Origin of the sequence: Candidatus Accumulibacter sp. ACC012 (genome assembly GCF_907163155.1) — a bacterium.
Taxonomy (GTDB): Bacteria; Pseudomonadota; Gammaproteobacteria; order Burkholderiales; family Rhodocyclaceae; genus Accumulibacter; species Accumulibacter delftensis.
Genome location: NZ_CAJQUC010000008.1, coordinates 187,511 through 207,508 on the forward strand (window position 1 = coordinate 187,511; position 19,998 = coordinate 207,508).

A 19,998-nucleotide genomic window follows, 5' to 3' on the forward strand; every position below is an offset into this window, starting at 1 on the left:
GCAAAGGCAACAGAAACAGGCAACGCAGCGCGGGCTTGCAGCGCGAGCCCGCCCCCTCAACCCGTACGCCGGCCGCAGATGGGTGGCGGCGTCAGGAGGAAAAGATGAGCACACTGTCCCGCGAAGAAACCGAAGCCCTGATTGCCGAGGTGCTCGAGGTCTATCCAGAAAAAGCCAGGAAGGACCGCGCCAAGCATCTGGCGGTCAACGATCAATCGATCGAACAGTCGAAGAAATGCATCACCGCCAACCGCAAGACACTACCCGGAGTGATGACCGTTCGCGGCTGCGCCTACGCCGGTTCAAAGGGCGTCGTCTGGGGCCCGATCAAGGACATGATCCACGTTTCGCATGGCCCGATCGGCTGCGGCCAGTACTCACGCGCCGGTCGCCGCAACTACTACGTCGGCACTACCGGGGTGGACACCTTCGGGACGATGAACTTCACGTCCGATTTCCAGGAAAAGGACATCGTCTTCGGCGGCGACAAAAAGCTGGCCAAGCTGCTCGAGGAAATCGAGACGCTGTTCCCGCTCAGTAAGGGAAGTTCGGTCCAGTCCGAATGTCCGATCGGCCTGATCGGCGACGATATCGAGTCGGTGGCCAAGAAATCCTCGGCGGCTACCGGCAAACCGATCGTCCCGGTCCGCTGTGAGGGCTTCCGGGGGGTGTCGCAGTCGCTCGGCCACCACATTGCCAACGACACCATTCGCGACTGGGTGATGGGCAAGCGCGACGGCCAGCCCTTTCAGTCGACGCCTTACGATGTGGCGATCATCGGCGACTACAACATCGGCGGCGACGCCTGGGCCAGCCGCATCCTGCTCGAGGAGATGGGTCTGCGCGTCGTCGCGCAGTGGTCCGGCGACGGCACCCTGGCCGAGATGATGAATACCCCGAAAGTCAAGCTCAATCTGCTGCATTGCTACCGTTCGATGAACTACATCAGCCGGCACATGGAAGAGAAGTACGGCATCCCCTGGCTCGAGTACAACTTCTTCGGCCCGACCAAGATCATCGAGTCGCTGCGCAAGATCGCTGCCTTCTTCGACGATTCGATCAAGGAGAAGTGCGAAGCGGTGATCGCCCGCTACCAGCCGATGATGGACGCCATCATCGGCAAGTACAAACCGCGGCTGCAGGGCAAGAAGGTGATGCTCTACGTCGGCGGTCTGCGCCCGCGGCACATCATTGGCGCCTACGAAGACCTGGGCATGGAAGTGGTCGGTGCCGGTTACGAATTCGGCCACAACGACGACTACGACCGCTCAATCAAGGAAATGGGCAACGCAACCCTGATCTACGACGATGCCAACGGCTTCGAACTGGAGCAATTCGTCAAGCGGATCAAGCCGGACATGGTCGGCTCGGGGATCAAGGAGAAGTACATCTTCCAGAAAATGGGGATTCCGTTTCGGCAGATGCATTCCTGGGACTACTCGGGGCCCTACCACGGCTACGACGGTTTCGCGATCTTCGCCCGCGACATGGACATCGCACTGTCCAGCCCGGTATGGAGCAAGTTCGTCCCGCCCTGGAAGAAAGCAGTTCCAGAAGCGTCACAGGAGCCGCAAAAGGCCGCCTGATCACACGATCCATGTCCATGAACCTGCCCACTCCGTCATTTCCGCCACCACGGTATTCGCCAAGGCCGCCAACAGCCTGCCGTGCCGCTTCCTCTCGGCGCGGCGGCCCGAGGCGGGAGTGGCGGAGCCCGGGCAGGCCTGCGGCACCCCTTTTGAAGCGCGCGCCGGCGTCCGCGGATGAGCGGCACCGGCCAGGAGATAGTCATGCAAACCACTGAAAAGATCAAACCCTGCTACCCACTCTTCGGCGACGACGACTACGCCAAGTCGCTCGGCGACAAGCGGGCGCTGTTCGAGGAGGTACACTCACCAGAGAAGGTCTACGAGACCTTCATGTGGACCACCACCCAGGAGTATCAGGACCTCAACTTCGCCCGTCAGGCGCTGACGGTCGACCCGGCCAAGGCCTGTCAGCCGCTGGGCGCCGTGCTCTGCGCCTCGGGTTTTCACAAGACCCTACCCTACGTGCATGGTTCGCAAGGCTGCGTGGCATACTTCCGCACCTACTTCAACCGCCACTTCAAGGAACCGAGTTCCTGCGTCTCCGACTCGATGTCCGAGGATGCGGCGGTGTTCGGCGGGCAGAAGAACATGTACGACGGCCTGGCCAACGCCAGGGCGTTGTACAAGCCCGACATGATCGCGGTGTCCACCACATGCATGGCGGAAGTCATTGGTGACGACCTCAACGCGTTCATCAATAACACCAAGAAGGAGGGCCACATTCCGCAGGACTACCCGGTCCCCTTCGCGCACACGCCATCCTTCGTCGGCTCGCACACCACCGGCTGGGACAACATGTTCGAAGGCATCATCCGCTACCTGACGCTGAACAACATGGAAGGCAAGCAGGTCGGTGCCAACGGCAGGGTCAACGTCGTCCCCGGCTTTGAGACCTACCTCGGCAACTACCGGGTGATCAAACGCATGCTCGCCGAGATGGACGTCGCCTGCACGCTGCTCTGCGATCCCAGCGATGTCTTCGATACGCCCGCCGACGGCGAATTCCACATGTACGCCGGTGGCACGACCATGGACGAGGTCAAGGACGCGCCGAACGCGTTGACAACCTTGCTCCTGCAACCCGCGCATCTGGAAAAAACCCGCAAGTTCGTGGAGAACACCTGGAACCACGAGATTCCCAAGCTGCATATTCCGATGGGGGTGGACTGGACCGACAACTTCCTGATGAAGGTTGCCGAGGTGAGCGGCAAGGAAATCCCCGATTCCTTGGTCAAGGAACGCGGCCGCTGCGTGGATCTGATCACCGACAGCCATGCCTGGCTGCATGGCAAGAAGTTTGCGCTCTACGGCGACCCGGACTTCGTTCTCGGGATGGTCAAGGTCCTGCTCGAGTGCGGTGCCGAACCGACGCACGTCCTCTGCAACAACGCCCACAAGCGCTGGGGCAAGTCCGTCGAGAGCCTGCTGGCTACGAGCCCGTTCGGGGTCAACGGCAAGGTCCATGTCGGCAAGGATCTGTGGCACCTGCGCAGCCTGTGCTTCACCGAGCAGCCGGACTTCCTGATCGGTAACTCCTACGGCAAGTTTATTCAGCGCGACACGCTCTACAAGGGCAAGGCGTTCGAAGTGCCGCTGATCCGCCTAGGTTTCCCGATCTTCGACCGCCACCACCTGCACCGTCAGACGACGCTCGGCTACGAGGGAATGATGTCCATCGTCACCCAGCTGACCAACGCGGTTCTCGAGCAACTCGACAAGGAAACCATGGGCATGGGGACCACCGACTACAACTTTGACCTGGTGCGCTGATGCGCACCGCCGGCGGGGTCTGTGCCCCGCCGGTCCTGTAGGAGTGTTACAAACATGGCCAACATCATGATCCGGCAAGCAGACAGCGGCGGGCTGGTGTTTTACCTCCCGAAGCGCGATCTGGAAGCCTCGATTGAGTCGATCGAATTCGACAGCGCGGCGAAATGGGGTGGCGAACTGAAGCTGGACAATGGTGGCGCCTATTACATCGAGCCCATCGCCAAGCCGCCGCGCCTGCCGATTTCCCTGCGTGCCAGGCGCCTCGGCGCAGCAGAGGACTAGCGACGGACAGGCACATTCGGCTATCGGCCAACAAGCAAGGAGAACCATCATGGCAATGACAATCGACTCGGACATGTGCACCGCCTGTGGCGACTGCAAACCGGTTTGTCCGACCAAATCAATCAGCGCCGGCAAGATCTTCTACAAGATTGCTGCCGACACATGTACGGAATGCGACGGCCACAACGATACACCGCTGTGTGTCGACGTCTGCCCGGCGGGCTGTATCAGCTACGCCTGAGAAGCGGCGGTGCACGCCCATCGTATCGGCAGCATTGTCGACGACAGCCTCCAGCACCGCCGCTCCGGAACCTGCCACCACCTGACCGGAGAGCCTCATGTCCGCTACCCCCATCGCTTCCCGCGAAGCCGCACTGCGCATCGCGCTGGCGGCCCGCGCCCTCAATGGTATCGAGGTTCGCGCCCTGGCCGGCGCCTTGATCGAGCGGCTTGAAAGACCTCTCACCGAAGCCAAACTGGCCACGCTGAGTGTCGAAGACCTGCGCGTCATTCTCGCCGGCGACTTCGCCGAGCAGGCGTGCCATGTCGGGGTCGATGCCGACGCCTTGAAACAGGCCGTTCGCCTGCTCTGGGGTGAAGGCATCAGCAATCAGGACTTTCCGTTACTCGACCCCTACCGCGGCGGCGAAATGCCGGGCTCGATCCGCGTCGCCGTCGCGGCCAATCGCGGCGAGAACCTCGACGGCCACTTCGGCTCGTGTGAGCGCTTCCTGATCTATCAGCTGGCTCCTGAGGCGGTCAAGCTGATTGCCGCGCGCACCACCGTCGAAGCCGACGCCGCCGAAGACCGCAACGACGCGCGCGCCGCCCTGATCAATGATTGCCAGATCGTCTATGTTCAATCGATCGGTGGCCCGGCAGCCGCCAAGGTGGTACGCGCCGGAATCCATCCGATCAAGCTGGCGAACGGCGGCGGCGCGCGTGCATTGCTCGCCGAGCTGCAGCAGCGCCTCGCCAGCCCACCTCCCTGGCTGGCGCAGATCATGGGCGTTCCCGCGGCTTCGCTGGCCCACTTCGAAGCGGCGCTGGACGCCGATCAATGATCACCCCGGAGCTACTCACGCAGCTCGCTGCCGCGGCGCAGATTGATCCGCTAGCCAGCGCCATGCGCCAACTCTTCCCCGAACTACACTTCAGCGAATGCAGCACGGATGACGTCTCGCCGTGCCACCAGCCGGTGCTCGGCATCGACGGCTACGACCTCTACCTGATTGCCGGCGCTTCCGGCCACTGCCTGTCCTTGACCAGCGACCTTGCGTCAGCCACCGGCGTTCTGCTGGCCACCAGGGTCGATGACGAATGATCCCGAGAAATCCCGATGAAAGAAGCCCTGGCCTGGTTGGAACATTGCAAGTCGCTCGCCCCCGCTATCGTCGAAACCTGCCTGAAGGTGCCAGTCAGCAGCGGCCCAGGCGCGCTGGTCAAGGCCTTGACCCAGGCGTTGCCGGAGTGGAAATTCCGCCATGTAATGAGCCGCGGCGGCTGGTATCGCCTAGGCGGAATCGTCGACGATCGGGCCCAGCGCCTTTCCGACAATCTCGGCGACTGGGCCGAAAAAGCCCTCGCACAAAGCGGCGGAGATCTCGCCGGGCTGATGGACGAGTTTGCCGATCAGCGGCTCTACGCCACCCGCCTGGTCGGCCAGACACATTACCTGGTCGCCACGGCCGGCACCGGAAGCGCAGATTTTCTGCAACTGGAGATCGAAGATCTTCAGGAAATGCGCGCGCATCAGCTGTTTGCCAACCACCCCGACACTCTCGACGAGCTGCTCGACCCGCGCACCGGCGCCGACAAGCCACTCGCGCTGGGCCTGCCCTTCTACGCCTTTCGGCGCTTGCAGCATGTCGGTGCCCATCTGCGTCGAATGCTCGCGCAAAGGGTCGAGCCCGCGCCAATCCACCGCATGCTCGACGACTGGTCGCGCAGCAGCGCCGGCAACACAAGTGCCTATTGCAATCACTGGGTGATCGCCACCCGCGAACATCTCGACCGCTACCAGCAGGCGGTTTTCTACGCCCAGGCAATCGCTACGCAGGGCGGAAATCCGCCGGATTTCGACGCCGACCTGGGCGTACACGGCCTCCAGCTCAACGAAGACATCGCCCATTTCGACCACCAGGCGGGTTACCCGATGGCCTGGTACTTTCTGATGCTCGCTGGCAAGAACGTACCGCACTGGGTCGCCGCGACCGTTATCGAGGATTCGCTAGCCGGCTTCGCCTACCTCCCCCAGCGCGACATCGACGTCGTCCGCAAATGGTTGCATCGACCTTACACCGTCTAGCGCAGGACAGGCGACACGCATTTCGCCGCAGGTGTTACGTCCGCCGCTCTCCACGAACTGACGACGTGACATATCCCGTGAACGGCGAGGGCGAAAAAAGGCGGGGTGCCTGAACGAGGCTGGGACGAAATGAACGAAAGATGGTCCGGAACGCCTCTACTATCGTGGAAAGTTATCGAGACAACCCACATAGAAAAGAGCCCAGCCCATGCAACGAATTGTAGCCGGCATCGAGACGATCGAGCTGCATCTTGAGGCCGCCAGGCAAACCCCCGAAGTGTATCGGCCGCGGTGCTGCCCGCATTGCGGGCTCAAGATCCTCTGACCACACGGGCACTATGAGCAAACGCCCCGAAACGGCGGCTGAACGAACTTCCCGATCACCACGCTGTGGCGCGAGAGGTATGTCGACACATCAAACTGCCGCCGCTACCGTGGCACGTGGTGGCGCAGCAGATGATCGCGCTCGTGCTCGAATACCCAGGCCGACCTGCGCACGAAGTGGTTGGCGTGGCGCGAACTCAGTTCCCCGAGTTCGATCGGGAATCGGTAGCGACGGTGTTTGATTTCATGGAGGCCAAAGGCGTCCTGTTCATCAGTAGCGGCCTCGCGTCGATGGGGCCCGAAGGCGAGAAACTGTTCGGACGCGCTCATTTCCTTGACCTGCTGTCGGCGTTTGCGACCCCGATGACGCTAGCGGCACGTCACGGCTCCACCGAACTTGGTGATGTCGATCCGATTCCTGCTAGAGCACCAGCCTTCGGGGCGCCATCGCTGGTGGACCTTTGCTGGTGGCGCGGCAAATGGTGCCTTGGCGCTCAGACTCGGTGAGCTTGGAAGCACGCGGGCGGACGATCTGTGGGTGGAGGTAGATGCCGGCGTTCCGGTACCAAACCTGATTCATAGTCGGCTTGAGGATTCGACCATTGCGTCGCTCGGAGCAAAACTGGCGGCGCGCCATGGCTTGAAATTCGCCGCTTGCCTGCGCTCCGACCTTGCGGCGGCGCTGGTTGTCGGGCGGTCGATCGACGAAGCCAAATTGTGTCTTCTACTCAAAGGTCCCATTAAGGATTAATGTGAAACAACGCCATCTTCGGACGCAAAAAAGCATCGCCGACAATGACGTCGCGATGCCAGGAAAAGAGCCGGGCGGACCCACTCTGATGCCTCTGTCAAGCACCACCCCTGGTGCCTCTAACTTTGGTCGGCGAGCAGACCGCGCCTCAATATGTTTCATGATACGGGGTGGCTACCCGCTATGCAATGATCGTTAAGGCGATTGCCGGAAAAGAACGTACCAGATTGCGCCGGATTTTCGGTCGGCTTCAAGGCGCGACAACAGGCGCATAGTCGAACTACGTAACTGTTGTCGTAACAAAGAAGACGGGCGAAAAGACAAGCAAGATGGTATGTTCTTTGACAGAAATCGCCTAAAGCCAATTCCGCTTACAACTCGCTTCACGGAAGCCGCGCCGGCCAAGGAAAGTCCGATCACCCGCCATCAGGGCGTCGTCACAGACCGTGGACTCCGGATAGCCCCCATGTCGGACGGTGTCCGCCTATGGACCAGGCAGGGAAAGAATACAAAATCCAGCAGCTCAACGCTCCACGATCCACATTCCGCAAAACGGCCGTGACCGCTGCTATTCGTCCCCAGCCACACCCCCCTCGGGGAATAGCATGTCGACAAAACCGAAACGACTGAAATCCTTGATCCGCATCGGATACAGGATGCCGTCGAGGTGGTCGCATTCATGCTGCACGACGCGGGCGTGAAAATCGCAAACGCTTCGCTCAATGCTCTGCCCGCTGGGGTCGAAGCCGCTGTAGTGGAGATGTTTCCAGCGCGGCACGCAGCCGCGCAGGCCGGGCACCGAGAGGCAGCCTTCCCAGCCGTCTTCGACCTCGGTCGACAGCGGCGTCAGGACCGGGTTGATCAAGACTGTGCGCGGCACCTGTTCGGCATCGGGGTAGCGCGGATTGGCGTCGATGCCGAAAATCACGACGCGCAGATCGACGCCAATCTGCGGTGCGGCCAGGCCGGCACCGTCGAGGTCGCGCATGGTGTCTTCCATGTCGACGATCAGCGCTTCGAGTTCTGCCGTGGCAAAACGCTCGACGGCCCTGGCTTGCTGCCAGAGACGCGCGTCACCCATTCTCAGGACAGGTCTAACGGCCATGACCTGTCGAGATACCCCGGATCATGAAAGTCATGACCGTTCCCCCTCTTTTCCAGCCTTTCTCCCGCCGGGGGAGAAAGGAGATTCGTGAGTCGCGGGCGCTACTTCCACATTACTCATCGTCGCGCAGCATCGCTTCGATGATCGCATGCACCTGCTGCATTGACGCCGCCAAGACCGCGTGAATCGCTTCGAGGCTGATGCCGGCACGACTCTCGCCGCGCCCGGCGGCGTAATTGGCGACCACGTTGAGAGCCGCGTAAGGCAGCGCCAGCTCGCGTGCCAGAGCTGCTTCTGGCATGCCGGTCATGCCGACGACGTCGGCGCCGTCGCGCTCGAGGCGGTTGATCTCGGCGGCCGATTCCAGACGCGGTCCCTGCGTCGCGGCGTAGACCGCAGCAGCACCGAGCCTGATGCCAATCGTCGCCGCCGCGTCGAGCAAGCGCCTGCGTAGAGCCTGATCGTAAGGTTCGGTGAAGTCGATGTGCGCTACCACGGCACCGGGTCCTTCGTGGAAGGTCGACGGACGCCCCCAGGTGTAGTCGATGATCTGGTCCGGAAGAACCAGGTCGCCAGGTCTGAGGTCGGAGCGAATGCTGCCGACCGCAGCGACGGCAACGATGCCCAGCACCCGTGCCTCCGCCAGCGCCCAGAGGTTTGCCCGGTAGTTGACCTGGTGTGGCGGGATGCTGTGCTGATCGCCATGACGGGCCAGGAAGACCACCGGTCGGCCGGCGAAATGGCCAAAGCTGAGAGCGGCGGATGGCTCACCGTAGGGCGTGCTCACCACTTTTCGCTGCCCGACTTCCAGCTTGGCGAGCTGCGTCAGACCGCTGCCACCGATGATTGCCAACATCTCAATCCTCCCGCATGGCGTAGATCGCCGGCAGATTGCGCCACGCGCCGCGGGCGTCCATGCCGAAGCCAAAAACGAAGCGATCGGGAACGGTCAGGGCGACGAAGTCGGCGCGCAGAGGCTTCCTTCGACCATTTAACTTGTCGGCGAGAACGGCCGTAAAGCAAGCCGCCGCCCCCATTTGCAACAGGCGATCGCGAATCGCGGCCAGCGTGATGCCTTCGTCGAGAATGTCGTCAACCACCAGTAGCGTGCGCCCGGCCACCGCCAGCGACGGCTCGACACGCCACGACAGCGCGCCGCCTGCCGTTGCCTGACCGTAGCGGCTGACGTCAAGGTAATCGAAGTCGAGGGGAAAAGTCAGTTGCGTCAGTAGCTGGCCCGCAAACGGCACGCCCCCTTTCATGACGCACAACACCAGCGGCTGGCTGGCATGCAGTCGGCTGCTGATCTCGCGCGCGACGCGGCTCACTGCGGCGGCGACCGTGTCGGCCGAGTGGATCAGATCGGCGCCAGCCAGCAGCGTCATTGCCGCTTGCCCGTCCATCATGTGCTTTCCGGGACTGCCAGCGGGCTTGCCTGCAGCAAGGCCAGCAATTCCCCTTCGTCAATCACCGACACGCCGAGCTGCTGCGCTTTCTCGAGCTTGCTGCCGGCCTCGGCGCCGGCAACGACGAAGTGGGTCTTCTTCGACACCGACGCGGTCACTTTCCCACCCGCCGCCATGATCAGCTCCCCAGCAGCATCGCGGCTCAGCGAAGGCAGTGTTCCAGTGAGCACGAAAACCTTGCCGGCGACTGCGCCAGCGCTGGGCATGGCGCCTTCGCTTTCGCTCCAGCTCACCCCGGCGGCGCGCAGCTGTTCGATGACCATCCGGTTGTGCGGCTCACTGCAGAACTGGCGAACACACTGGGCGACAGTCGGGCCGACGTCGGCAACCTCTTGCAGCTGCGCGTCATCGGCCGTCAGCAGACGCTGCAGGCTTCCGAAATGACGCGCCAGCTCCCTGGCCGTCGCCTCACCGACGTTGCGCATCCCAAGCGCGTAGATGAAACGCGCCAGAGTCGTCTGCTTGCTCTTCTCGATGGCGGCGAGCAGATTCCCGGCCGACTTCTCGGCAAGGCGCTCGAGCCCGGCCAAGGCCACGACGCCGAGCTGGTAGAGATCCGCCGGCGTACGCACGATGGCGTTATCGACCAGTTGTTCGACCAGCTTGTCGCCGAGCCCCTCGATGTCCATCGCCCGCCGTGAAGCAAAATGCAGCAAGGCCTGCTTGCGCTGCGCCGGGCAGTACAGTCCGCCGCTACAGCGCGCCACCGCCGCCGCGACACCCTTGTCGCCCTTTTCACCCTTTTCGCCCTTGTCATCTTCGCTGCGCACAACGATCGAGCCGCAAACCGGGCAGTTCTTCGGCATGGCGAAACGACGCGCATCGACGGGCCGTTTTTCGGGCCGCACGCGAACGACTTCCGGGATCACGTCACCGGCCCGGCGAACGACGACGGTGTCGCCGATGTGTACGTCTTTGCGGCGAATCTCGTCCTCGTTGTGCAAAGTAGCGTTGATCACCGTCACGCCACCGACGAAAACCGGTTTGAGCCGTGCCACGGGCGTCAGCGCGCCAGTACGGCCGACCTGGATAGTGATGTCGAGCAACTCGGTGACCGCCTCCTCGGCGGCGAATTTGTGCGCCAGTGCGAAACGTGGCGCGCGTGAAACGAAACCCAGACGTGCCTGCGCCGCCAGTTCATCGACCTTGTAGACCACGCCGTCGATATCGTAGGGCAGCGCGCTGCGCTGGCGGCCGATCTCGGCGTAGTAGGCGAGCAGGCCGGCAAGGCCCGCAACACGGCGCCGTTCGCGGGCAACGGGAAAGCCCCAGGCGGCGAGCCGATCGAGCAGTTCGCTATGGGTCGCCGGCAAGGCGGCGCCTTCAGCAATGCCGACGCCATAGGCAAAGAAACGCAAAGGACGTGTCGCGGTGATGCGTGGATCGAGTTGGCGCAGGCTGCCAGCCGCGGCGTTGCGTGGGTTGACGAACTCTTTCTCGCCTTTATCGCGCTGTCGCTCGTTCATCTGCGCGAAATCGCTGCGCAGCATCAGCACCTCGCCACGCACTTCGAGAACGGCCGGCCAATCGCTGCCCTGCAAGCGCAGGGGAATGCTGCGCAAGGTACGCAGATTGGCGCTGACGTCCTCACCGCTGGAGCCGTCGCCGCGCGTCGCGCCACGCAGCAGATGGCCATCCTGATAGCTCAAGCTGACGGCCAGACCATCAAACTTGGGTTCGGCCGAGTAGTTGACCTCGACGCCGACTTCAGCCGCGCTGCCAACGGCCAGCCCGTCGCGGACACGACGGTCGAAAGCCGCGACTTCGTCCTCGGCAAAGGCATTGTTCAGCGACAGCATCGGTGTCGCATGCGCGAGCGCCGCAAACTCGGGCAGCGGCGCCGCACCGACGCGCTGCGTCGGCGAATCGACGCTCAGCAGTTCCGGATGTTCGGCCTCGAGCGCCTGCAGCTCGGCGAACAGGTGATCGTATTCGGCATCACCGATCAGCGGCGCGTCGCGGGCGTAATACTCGATGTTGTGCCGCTCGATCGCCGCCCGCAAGGCCTGCACGCGATCGCTGGCACTCATCGCGGCACTTCCGGGATTCAGGAGAACAGGCGCTGCGCCAGCGGGCCACCAGCCGGCAGCTTATGCGCCGCCATCGCCGCCTGGAACTGCAGCACCTGCTGACGGATCGGCTCGAGAGCAGCCTCCGACAAGGGCTGGCGGTTATCGTCCACCAGCACGCCGTTGAGCGCTTCGGCAAAGCGCCGCGCCAGTTCAAACATCTGCGTCAGCACTCGATCGCCATGGGCCACGCGCGGAACGTCGAGCAGAAAGGTCACCCCGTGCGTACTCAGCGTCTTCATCGCCTCGGCCGAGAAATCATCACTCTCTTGATTCACCAGCATGTAGAGGACATTGTCGTTGTCATCACAGCGGACAAAACGCCCGGCACTGTCGATGACCATGCCCGTCGCTTCAGCCAGCGCACGCAGTTTGGTGCCTGCAAAAACCTGCCCCTGGCTGATCACGTTGACACCGATCTGGATGTCGACGCCGGCGCAGAACTCGTCCAGCTGTGCCGCCGTTCGCAAGGCTGGCTCGCGTGCCGGCAATTCGGCAAGACCCATCAGCTCGGTGGCCATTTCCTGCATCGCGACCTTGAAACCCGATAGCTCACGGTCGGCGAGCGGGCCTTTGCGGTCCACCAGTTGCAAGCCGACACGAATATGCCGGTACTCGCGTTTGCTGTCATCGAGAATCGGCTCCCAGGCATGCTCGTCTTCGTTGTGACCAATCCAGTTCACCGCCTTGCTCAGCCGTTCCAGGGTGGCGCGCTGTGCTTCACGGATACGGTAGCCGGCGATGGGTTCGACCACCTGGATCGCGGCGATGTAGTCGATCTTCGGCGACAGCACGCAAAGCGGTGCCGGGCTGTCCCGGAGCCCACCCTGGTCGTCTACAGCGTGCTTCGGCGACGGGGTGGCAGGGGACGACGCGGGCGACGAGCGCGACGCAACCGACTCCGCTGCGACACTCGGGGAGGTCTTGGCAGCGGCGGCTGTGTGGCTCGGATCGCCGCTGTCGTCCGCCGTTGGCGGCCTCGCCGTCGGCTCATCCGGCACCTGGAGTTCTTCCGGCTCGGAGCGCAGCAAGGGTTCGACACGTTCTTGAGTGGCGCGAGGCGCGCCATCTTTCGACGCCGCAGCACCTGCTGCACTCGTCGGTTCGTCAAGCAGGACGTCTGTCTGGCGCGCACCGAGGAGCTCCTCGGCCATTCTGCGGTGCTTGCGCTCCTGCCATTTGTTGTAAGCCAGTACCCCCAGCACGGCGACGCCGCCGAAGCCGATCAAACCCATCTGCAAGTCGGTCATATCTATTCCTAAACGAGTTGCTCGCGCATGCGTAGCGCTTCTTCCATATCAACTTCAACGATGCGCGAGACGCCGGATTCCTGCATGGTCACTCCGACAAGCTGTTGCGCCATCTCCATCGTAATCTTGTTGTGGCTGATGAACAGAAACTGTGTGTTGGTCGACATTCGTCGCACCATCGAGCAGAAACGTTCAGTATTCGTATCGTCAAGCGGTGCGTCGACTTCGTCAAGCAGACAAAACGGCGCCGGGTTGAGCTGAAACATGGAAAACACCAGGGCGATTGCCGTCAAGGCCTTCTCGCCGCCGGAGAGAAGATGAATCGTCGAGTTCTTTTTTCCTGGCGGCTGGGCCATCACCTGCAGCCCGGCGTCGAGGATTTCCTCACCGGTCATGATCAGCCGCGCCTCGCCACCGCCGAAAAGCGCCGGAAAAAGCTCGCCAAAACTGCGGTTCACTGCATCGTACGTGCTTTGCAGGAGGTCGCGCGTTTCACGGTCGATACGACGAATCGCGTTTTCCAGTGTTTCCATCGCCTGCGTCAGGTCTTCCGACTGCGCATCCAGGTAGCCCTTGCGTTCGCGCGCCGCTTCCAGTTCGTCGAGCGCCGCCAGGTTGACCGCGCCAAGCGCGTCGATCGAGCGCTGCAGAGAGGTAATTGCCCCCTGCAAAGGCGCCGCTCGCAAGCCATCCAGTTCGCCGACCAGTGACGGCTCGTCGGCCTTGACCTCGGCCAACTGCAGCGCCGCCTGCTCGACGTTGAGTGCGGCCGCCTGCTCCTTGAGCTTCAGTTCGCCGATCCGGTGGCGCAGCGGCTCGAGACTCTGCTCTGCCTTGAGGCGCTGTTCGTCCAGCGCGCGCAGGCCGTTGGTCGCCATTTCCAGGCCATCGCGAGCACTCGCCAGCGCGTGCTCGCGAGCGACGCGATGATCCAGCGCGGCCTGCAAGCGAGGCTCCAGATCGTCCGCCTGCAGCGCCGTGGCGTTCTCCTCGCAGCGCCGCAGCTCTTCAAGCACGCGCGCCAGTTGCTGGCTCGCCAGCGCGCGGCCGGAAGCCAGCTCGTGCAGCTTGTTGCCGCACTCGCGTTGCGAGAACTCGGCTTCGCGCAGCTCGCGTTCGCAGCCGGCAAGCTGCTCGCGCTGCTCACGTAAAGCGCCTTCGGCCTGCTCGAAAAGCGTTTGCGCGGCTTGCATCAGGTTTTGCAACTGACGGAGCTGTTCGCTGTGCACATCAATTGCCTCATCGGCAACGAACAGGCGCTCGCTTTCGTTCTCTTCCTCGCCGGCCAGCTCGGCCAGGTTGTCGTCAATCTGCGCCTGCCGCTCGCTGCAACGCTCGCGTGCCTGCGCCAGCTTCAGCGTCTCCACCTGCAGGGCATGCGCCTCATTCTGCAGAATGCCAAGCTGCTGGCGAGACTCCTGCAGAGTCTGCTGGCTATCTTGCAGACTTTGCTCGACTTCGCCGAGCCTGGCCTGCGCCTGCAAGAGCTTTTCCTCGCGCTCAGCAATCACCGCCGCGAGGCCGTCAATCTCGCGCTGCCGCTCGAGCAGTCCGTGCTCACCGCTATCCGGAGCGAACAGGGTCACGCTCTGGCGGTTGACGAGGTCGCCGCCGGGCGTCACGCAACAGGCGCTCGCCGACAAGTCGCCGCGCAGCGCCAGCGCCGCTTCCAGATCGGGCGCCGTCAGCACCTCGCCGAGCCAGTCGGCAAGAATCGCCGACAACTGCGGCGAGTCGCAACGAATACGGGCCAGCAGCGTTTTGCCGTCAAGGACATCGCGCGCGGTCGCGCCGGCCAATGGCAACAGCAAAGTCAGCTTGCTACCCGGCCGGTCGGTGCTCCAGGCCGCGTCGGCAGCGTCCGCCGGCAGTGCGCCAAGGCGTTCGCGCAGCACCGCTTCGACGGCGGCTTCCCAGCCGGCTTCGACGCGCAGCGATTTCCATAGCGCCTCGCCATTCTGCAAACCATGCCGACGCAACCAGTCTTCGAGTTTTCCGTTCGCCTGCAGCCGCTGCTGCAACTGTTGCAACGCGTTACGACGGGCCGTCGCCTCGGCGCGCTCTTTCTGCGCATGCTGCACTTCAACCAAAAGTTCGCGCCGCTGCTGTTCGCGATGTGGCAAGCCCAGTTGCAGCGCCTTCTGCTCGTCGAGCGCAACGCTGATCGTGGCACGCAATTCGAGCAGCTCCTCCTGTTTCTCGATCAACTCGCCAGCGTCGGCAAGCGGCAGCGCCTGGCGTTCGAGCGTCAGGCGTTCGCGCCGACTGGCGACACTCTGCAAGGAACGCTGTGCGTGCCCGCGATTGGCCTGCTCGACATGCAGCCGCTGCTCGGCCTGGACGATCTCGGCACGCTGGCGACTGGCGTCCTGGCGCGCGGCGGCGTGGCTGTCCTCGGCCAGCGGCAAGCGTTCCTGCTGCGCCTCCAGGCGTAGCCGGCCGTGCTCGACGCGCTCGTCGGCCAGCGCCAGCAAGTCCTGCCAGCGCTGCTCTTCGCCGGCCAGTTTTTCGGCCTGCTGCTGCCAATTCTGTCGATCGGCAGTGAGCTGCGCGAGACGTGTTTCGTACTCGCGCTGTGATTCGCGACGATGCCGGATCTCGGCTTCAAGCCGGGCGACTTCGGCATTGGCAGCAAACAATTCCCCCTGCGCGGCATGCACGCCGTCGCTGGCCACGAAATGCGCTTCGCGGGCCTCCTCGAGACGCGCCTCGAGTTCGCGCAGTACGGCGTTCTGGGCTTCGAGAGCGGTGCCCGCCTGCTCAACTTCACGCGTCAGCCGTTCGCGCTCGAACTGTGCCTCGTTACGGCGCAACAGCCACAGCAGCTGTTGCTTGCGTGTCAGCTCGTCGCTATAGGCGCGATATTGGCGCGCGACACCAGCCTGCCCTTCAAGGCGCTCCATCTGCGAAGCCAGTTCAAAGCGAATGTCTTCGACGCGGGTCAAATTCTCGCGGGTGTCGGCAAGGCGATGCCCGGTTTCCTTGCGCCGCTCCTTGTAGCGCGTCACGCCAGCGGCTTCTTCGAGAAAAACCCTCAGCTCGTCGGGCTTGGCCTCGATGATTCGCGAAATGGTGCCTTGGCCGATGATCGCGTAGGCACGCGGACCGAGTCCGGTGCCGAGAAAAAGGTCGGTAACGTCCTTGCGGCGAACGTGCAGGTTGTTGATGTAGTACTCGGATTGGCCAGCTCGCGTCAACAAACGCTTGACCGACAGCTCGGCATATTGCGACCACTGCCCGGAAAGCCGCCCCAGCGTATTGTCGAAGACCAGTTCGACCGCCGCCCGCGACACCGGCTTGCGCGATCCCGAACCGTTGAAAATCACGTCCTGCATCGATTCGCCACGCAACTCCGACGCTTTCGACTCGCCCAGCACCCAGCGCACCGAGTCGATCACGTTCGACTTGCCGCAACCATTCGGCCCGACGACACCGACCAACTGCCCGGGCAGCGCGATGTTCGTGGGATCGACAAAGGATTTGAAGCCGGCAAGTTTCAGTCTGGTCAGGCGCATCAACACTGCAGCGCAGCCTGCTCAGCCGCGCGGGAAGAAATCGGAAAAAAGCCTTGCCGCGAGCGCATGACGCCTCGCACCGGCCAAGCTCATGACAAGCAACATTCCAGCCGGGTGCAAAATCGGTCGCCTATAATAGCATTCTGCCTAGCCAGTTTGCCTGCCCTTGGCCTTCCTGGCCCCCTTCACACCTCCTGGACTACCAGTCACTCGGAACAAGCATGAGCACAAGCCCGGCCGAAACGCTTGCCACCTTCGCCAATCCCGCACCGCAACGGGATTTCCGCATCCACATGGAAATCCCCGAATTCACCTGTCTGTGCCCGAAGACCGGGCAGCCGGATTTCGCGACCCTCATCCTCGATTACATCCCGGAGGAAAGCTGCGTCGAACTCAAGAGCTTGAAGCTGTATATCTGGTCGTTCCGCAACATCGGCTGCTTTCATGAAGACGTCACCAACCGCATTCTTGACGACCTGGTCAGTGCCACCCAGCCCCGCTACATGCAGCTGCGCGCACGCTTCTACGTCCGCGGCGGTATTTTCACGACGGTGGTCGCCGAACACCGCCAGGCAGGCTGGACGCCGGCGCCAGGGATTCCACTCGCCGCCTTCGACAGCCAATCGCCCACCCGAGACTGAAACCATGAGCCTGCCCGCGACCCTTGCCGACCCACAGCTTCTGCGCCTCGAACAGCTACTCGGCGACCCGGCCCTGCCGGAGACGATGCAACTTGACGAAGCGCACGGCTTTCTTTGTGCGGCGCTTGCCGGCCCGCAGCCGATGGCTGAAGAGCAGTGGCTGAGCGAGATACTCGGCAAGCCCCAGGCGGGCCGCGAAGACCTCCTCCGAGAAACCGCCGAGCTGCTGCGCCCTTTCGTCGCCGCACTGGAAGCCGAACTGGCAAGTGGCGAACCGCCGCTGCTGCTGCTCTATCCCATCGACGGCGACAAGAACAGTGCCGGCGATTACATTCCCTGGTGCGAGGGCTACCTGCAAGGTGTCGACGCGGCGTCCGAAGACTGGTTCGACGCCCTGGGAGCCGACGACGAGAAGGAAGACAGTGACGAGATCTCCTACCTCGACGAACTGCTCTTCCCGCTGTTCCTGCTCACCGGCGACGCTGGAACAGCCGCCCTCGACGCTGGCGAGGAGTGGCCGTCGGGTGAAGAACTCGACCGCCTGGAGGCGGAATGCGAAGAGAAGTTGCCGCAGGTGGTGAGCGCAATCTACCGCTTCTGGGTCGCCCAGCGCAGCATCAAGACCATCCGCCGCGAAGCCCCAAAAATCGGTCGCAACGACCCCTGCCCATGTGGCAGCGGCAAGAAGTTCAAGAAGTGCTGCGGGGCCTAGCACCGCCACCGCGCCCGCGCCACCGTCAGCTTTCCCGATCGAGCCGGCGCACTGCCGTGCGCTCCTCCATGCGCGCCGAAAACAGGCTGGCGGCGACGATCAGCGCGCCGCCGAGCCAGTCACGCGGCGCCAGTGATTCGTCGGCGATCAGCCAGGCGGCGAGGGCGGCAAAGCCGATTTCGGTGAGCATGATCACTACCGCGCGGTTGGCGGCGACCCGTGCCAGACCGAACTGGACGACGAGGTTGGCGACGACCAGCACGCAGCCGAGCGCGGCGAGCAACAGCCACAGCGACGGCGCACTTGGCAGCTCCGGGCTGCCGACGCCAGCCAGCAGGAGCAGGGCGCCGGCGATCACCACTCCGGCGAAGGCGGCCATGACCTTGCTTTCGATCGGTAAATGACCAGTTCGCCGCGAGAGCACGTTGAACAGGGCAAAGGAGAAGCCGGCCATCAAGCCGAGCCAGTCGGCGAGATCCTGCGGTGCCGGCAGGCCCGCCTGCGGCTGCCAGAGCATGCTCGCGGCACCGAGCAGCGACAGGGCGATGACGCCGGCACCGGCGTAGTTGAGGCGCTCGTCGAGCAGCAGGCGCGACAGCAGGACGGTCCATAAGGGCGCCAGGTAGAAGAGGAGCAGGACGCGCACCACTTCGCCGTTGAGCGTTGCCAGGACGTAGCCAAGGTTGCAGCCAGCGGCCGCCAACGCCAGCCAGAGCAGCGCCCACGACGGCGCCCAGGCAAGCGGCGATCGACGGAAGATCAGCAGGCCGAAGACGAAAGCAATGCCGTAGCTGAGCGTCGAAGAAACAATGCCATCGACGCCAGCGTCACGGAGCAGCCGGTAGGGGTACCAGATGACACCCCAGACCAGCGCCCCGCCGAGCAGGGCGCCGATGGCCAAACGCTGCTCGCGCGCACCACCAAGGCCGGCAATCTGCTGCGCCTTTCCTTTCACCGTCAGTCGATGCCCCTTATAATCCTCGGCACAATCCAGCGCCCCGCGACGAGAAAATCACGCCTGTGAATCCCCACCTCAGCAAGCTGCAGCCCTACCCCTTCGAGAAACTCCGGCAACTCTTCGCCGACATCAAGCCAAATCCCGGCCTGCGTGAGATCCGGCTGTCGATCGGCGAGCCGCAGCACGCCACACCGGCTTTCATCAAGGATGCGCTGAGCGCCAACCTGGCCGGACTGGCGAGCTATCCTACCACTCTCGGCAGCGCCGAACTGCGCCGCAGCCTGGCCGCATGGCTGGGCCGGCGCTATGGCCTCGACGGCCTCGATCCCGAGACGCAGGTGATGCCGGTGAACGGTTCGCGCGAAGCCTTGTTCGCTTTCGCCCAGACGGTCATTGATCGCACGCGCGGCTACCCACCGCTGCTCGTCAGCCCGAACCCCTTCTACCAGATCTACGAAGGGGCAGCCTATCTCGCCGGCGCCGAGCCGCGCTTTCTCAATACCCTGCCGGACGACGATTACGCGTTCGACTTCGCGAGCCTCAGCGAGGCCGAATGGCAGCGCGTGCAACTGTTCTATGTCTGCTCGCCGGGCAACCCGACCGGCAAGGTCCTCAGTCTCGACGACTGGCGACAGCTCTTCGCCCTCGCCGACCGCTACGACTTCGTCATCGCCTCCGACGAGTGCTACTCGGAGATCTACGGCGACGAGACGCAGCCACCGCTCGGCTGCCTGCAGGCCGCGCGTCTGCTCGGTCGAGGCGAGCAGCGCCTGCTCATGTTCTCCAGCCTTTCCAAGCGCTCCAATGTCCCCGGCATGCGTTCGGGCTTCGTCGCCGGTGACCCGGCGCTGCTCAAATCCTTCCTGCTCTACCGTACCTATCACGGTAGCGCGATGAATCCGGCCGTGCAGGCGGCAAGTATCGCCGCCTGGAACGACGAAGCGCACGTCATCGAGAACCGCCGCCAGTATCGGGAGAAGTTCGCTGCGGTCACCCCGCGCCTGGCCGAAGTGCTCGATACGGCGCTGCCCGACGCCGGTTTCTATCTCTGGGTGCGGACGCCGATCGATGACAGCGAGTTCGCCCGCGGACTGCTCGCTGACTATAATGTGGTCCTTCTGCCCGGCAGCACCCTGGCACGTAACGCGCGCGGGATCAATCCGGGCGCCGGTTTCGTGCGCATTGCACTGGTCGCACCGCTTGCCGATTGCGTCGAAGCTGCCGAACGCATCCATTCATTCGTTTCAAAACTCTAGGG

At 63.4% G+C, this 19,998-nt stretch carries 19 protein-coding genes; 12 read left to right on the plus strand and 7 right to left on the minus strand.

The window, feature by feature from the left end:
* The first annotated feature begins 104 nt into the window (after positions 1 to 104).
* The 9 genes from nifD to QZ648_RS10630 all read left to right on the plus strand — a co-directional run bounded on the left by nifD (position 105) and on the right by QZ648_RS10630 (position 7,024).
* Positions 105 to 1,586 (plus strand): nitrogenase molybdenum-iron protein alpha chain, encoded by a 1,482-nt coding sequence (gene nifD / locus QZ648_RS10590; protein WP_291996975.1) that lies wholly within the window; start codon positions 105 to 107, stop codon positions 1,584 to 1,586.
* 204 nt (positions 1,587 to 1,790) lie between these two features.
* Positions 1,791 to 3,359, plus strand: a complete 1,569-nt coding sequence (gene nifK, locus QZ648_RS10595) for a nitrogenase molybdenum-iron protein subunit beta (protein ID WP_291996976.1) — start codon at positions 1,791 to 1,793, stop codon at positions 3,357 to 3,359.
* 54 nt (positions 3,360 to 3,413) lie between these two features.
* Entirely contained in the window at positions 3,414 to 3,641 is a 228-nt protein-coding gene (gene nifT, locus QZ648_RS10600) for a putative nitrogen fixation protein NifT (protein WP_291996977.1), read from the plus strand.
* Positions 3,642 to 3,690: 49 nt separating this feature from the next.
* The gene (locus QZ648_RS10605) at positions 3,691 to 3,882 is read left to right on the plus strand and encodes a 4Fe-4S binding protein (RefSeq protein WP_291996978.1); all 192 of its coding nucleotides are present in this window, start codon (positions 3,691 to 3,693) and stop codon (positions 3,880 to 3,882) included.
* Positions 3,883 to 3,979: 97 nt separating this feature from the next.
* Positions 3,980 to 4,705: a dinitrogenase iron-molybdenum cofactor N-terminal domain-containing protein gene (locus QZ648_RS10610; RefSeq protein WP_291996979.1), complete on the plus strand. Its 726-nt coding sequence runs from the start codon at positions 3,980 to 3,982 to the stop codon at positions 4,703 to 4,705.
* Entirely contained in the window at positions 4,702 to 4,965 is a 264-nt protein-coding gene (locus tag QZ648_RS10615) for a DUF6129 family protein (RefSeq protein WP_291996980.1), read from the plus strand. Before QZ648_RS10610 ends, QZ648_RS10615 begins: the two co-directional genes overlap by 4 nt.
* Before the next feature lie 15 nt (positions 4,966 to 4,980).
* A complete protein-coding gene (locus QZ648_RS10620; protein ID WP_291996981.1) occupies positions 4,981 to 5,949 on the plus strand; it encodes a hypothetical protein in 969 nt (322 codons plus the stop codon).
* A gap of 456 nt (positions 5,950 to 6,405) precedes the next feature.
* Positions 6,406 to 6,780: a hypothetical protein gene (locus QZ648_RS10625; RefSeq protein WP_291996982.1), complete on the plus strand. Its 375-nt coding sequence runs from the start codon at positions 6,406 to 6,408 to the stop codon at positions 6,778 to 6,780.
* Positions 6,761 to 7,024, plus strand: a complete 264-nt coding sequence (locus QZ648_RS10630) for a hypothetical protein (protein WP_291996983.1) — start codon at positions 6,761 to 6,763, stop codon at positions 7,022 to 7,024. The genes QZ648_RS10625 and QZ648_RS10630 overlap by 20 nt, the downstream gene beginning before the upstream one ends.
* Positions 7,025 to 7,592: 568 nt before the next feature.
* On the opposite strand, the gene def is transcribed toward QZ648_RS10630, so the two are convergent.
* The 6 genes from def to smc form a co-directional block, all read right to left on the minus strand.
* Positions 7,593 to 8,129: a peptide deformylase gene (gene def / locus QZ648_RS10635; RefSeq protein ID WP_291996984.1), complete on the minus strand. Its 537-nt coding sequence runs from the start codon at positions 8,127 to 8,129 to the stop codon at positions 7,593 to 7,595.
* 112 nt (positions 8,130 to 8,241) lie between these two features.
* Positions 8,242 to 8,985 (minus strand): S-methyl-5'-thioinosine phosphorylase, encoded by a 744-nt coding sequence (locus QZ648_RS10640; protein WP_291996985.1) that lies wholly within the window; start codon positions 8,983 to 8,985, stop codon positions 8,242 to 8,244.
* Between the two features lies 1 nt (position 8,986).
* Complete coding sequence (locus QZ648_RS10645) at positions 8,987 to 9,535, minus strand: hypoxanthine-guanine phosphoribosyltransferase (RefSeq protein ID WP_169064749.1); 549 nt, start codon at positions 9,533 to 9,535, stop codon at positions 8,987 to 8,989.
* Positions 9,532 to 11,625, minus strand: coding sequence for an NAD-dependent DNA ligase LigA (gene ligA / locus QZ648_RS10650; protein ID WP_291996986.1), 2,094 nt, complete (start codon positions 11,623 to 11,625; stop codon positions 9,532 to 9,534). Before ligA ends, QZ648_RS10645 begins: the two co-directional genes overlap by 4 nt.
* Positions 11,626 to 11,642: 17 nt before the next feature.
* On the minus strand, positions 11,643 to 12,914 hold the full coding sequence (locus QZ648_RS10655; protein ID WP_291996987.1) for a cell division protein ZipA C-terminal FtsZ-binding domain-containing protein: 1,272 nt from the start codon (positions 12,912 to 12,914) through the stop codon (positions 11,643 to 11,645).
* 8 nt (positions 12,915 to 12,922) lie between these two features.
* Positions 12,923 to 16,429: a chromosome segregation protein SMC gene (gene smc / locus QZ648_RS10660; protein ID WP_291996988.1), complete on the minus strand. Its 3,507-nt coding sequence runs from the start codon at positions 16,427 to 16,429 to the stop codon at positions 12,923 to 12,925.
* Positions 16,430 to 16,650: 221 nt separating this feature from the next.
* On the opposite strand from smc, the gene queF reads away from it, so the two are divergent.
* Both queF and QZ648_RS10670 read left to right on the plus strand, forming a co-directional pair.
* Complete coding sequence (gene queF, locus QZ648_RS10665; protein WP_169064753.1) at positions 16,651 to 17,070, plus strand: preQ(1) synthase; 420 nt, start codon at positions 16,651 to 16,653, stop codon at positions 17,068 to 17,070.
* 4 nt (positions 17,071 to 17,074) lie between these two features.
* The gene (locus tag QZ648_RS10670; protein WP_291996989.1) at positions 17,075 to 17,782 is read left to right on the plus strand and encodes a UPF0149 family protein; all 708 of its coding nucleotides are present in this window, start codon (positions 17,075 to 17,077) and stop codon (positions 17,780 to 17,782) included.
* A gap of 25 nt (positions 17,783 to 17,807) precedes the next feature.
* On the opposite strand, the gene QZ648_RS10675 is transcribed toward QZ648_RS10670, so the two are convergent.
* The gene (locus QZ648_RS10675) at positions 17,808 to 18,737 is read right to left on the minus strand and encodes a DMT family transporter (protein WP_291996990.1); all 930 of its coding nucleotides are present in this window, start codon (positions 18,735 to 18,737) and stop codon (positions 17,808 to 17,810) included.
* 65 nt (positions 18,738 to 18,802) lie between these two features.
* Here QZ648_RS10675 and dapC point away from each other — a divergent pair, with 65 nt between their 5' ends.
* The gene (gene dapC, locus QZ648_RS10680) at positions 18,803 to 19,996 is read left to right on the plus strand and encodes a succinyldiaminopimelate transaminase (protein WP_291996991.1); all 1,194 of its coding nucleotides are present in this window, start codon (positions 18,803 to 18,805) and stop codon (positions 19,994 to 19,996) included.
* Positions 19,997 to 19,998: the final 2 nt, after the last annotated feature.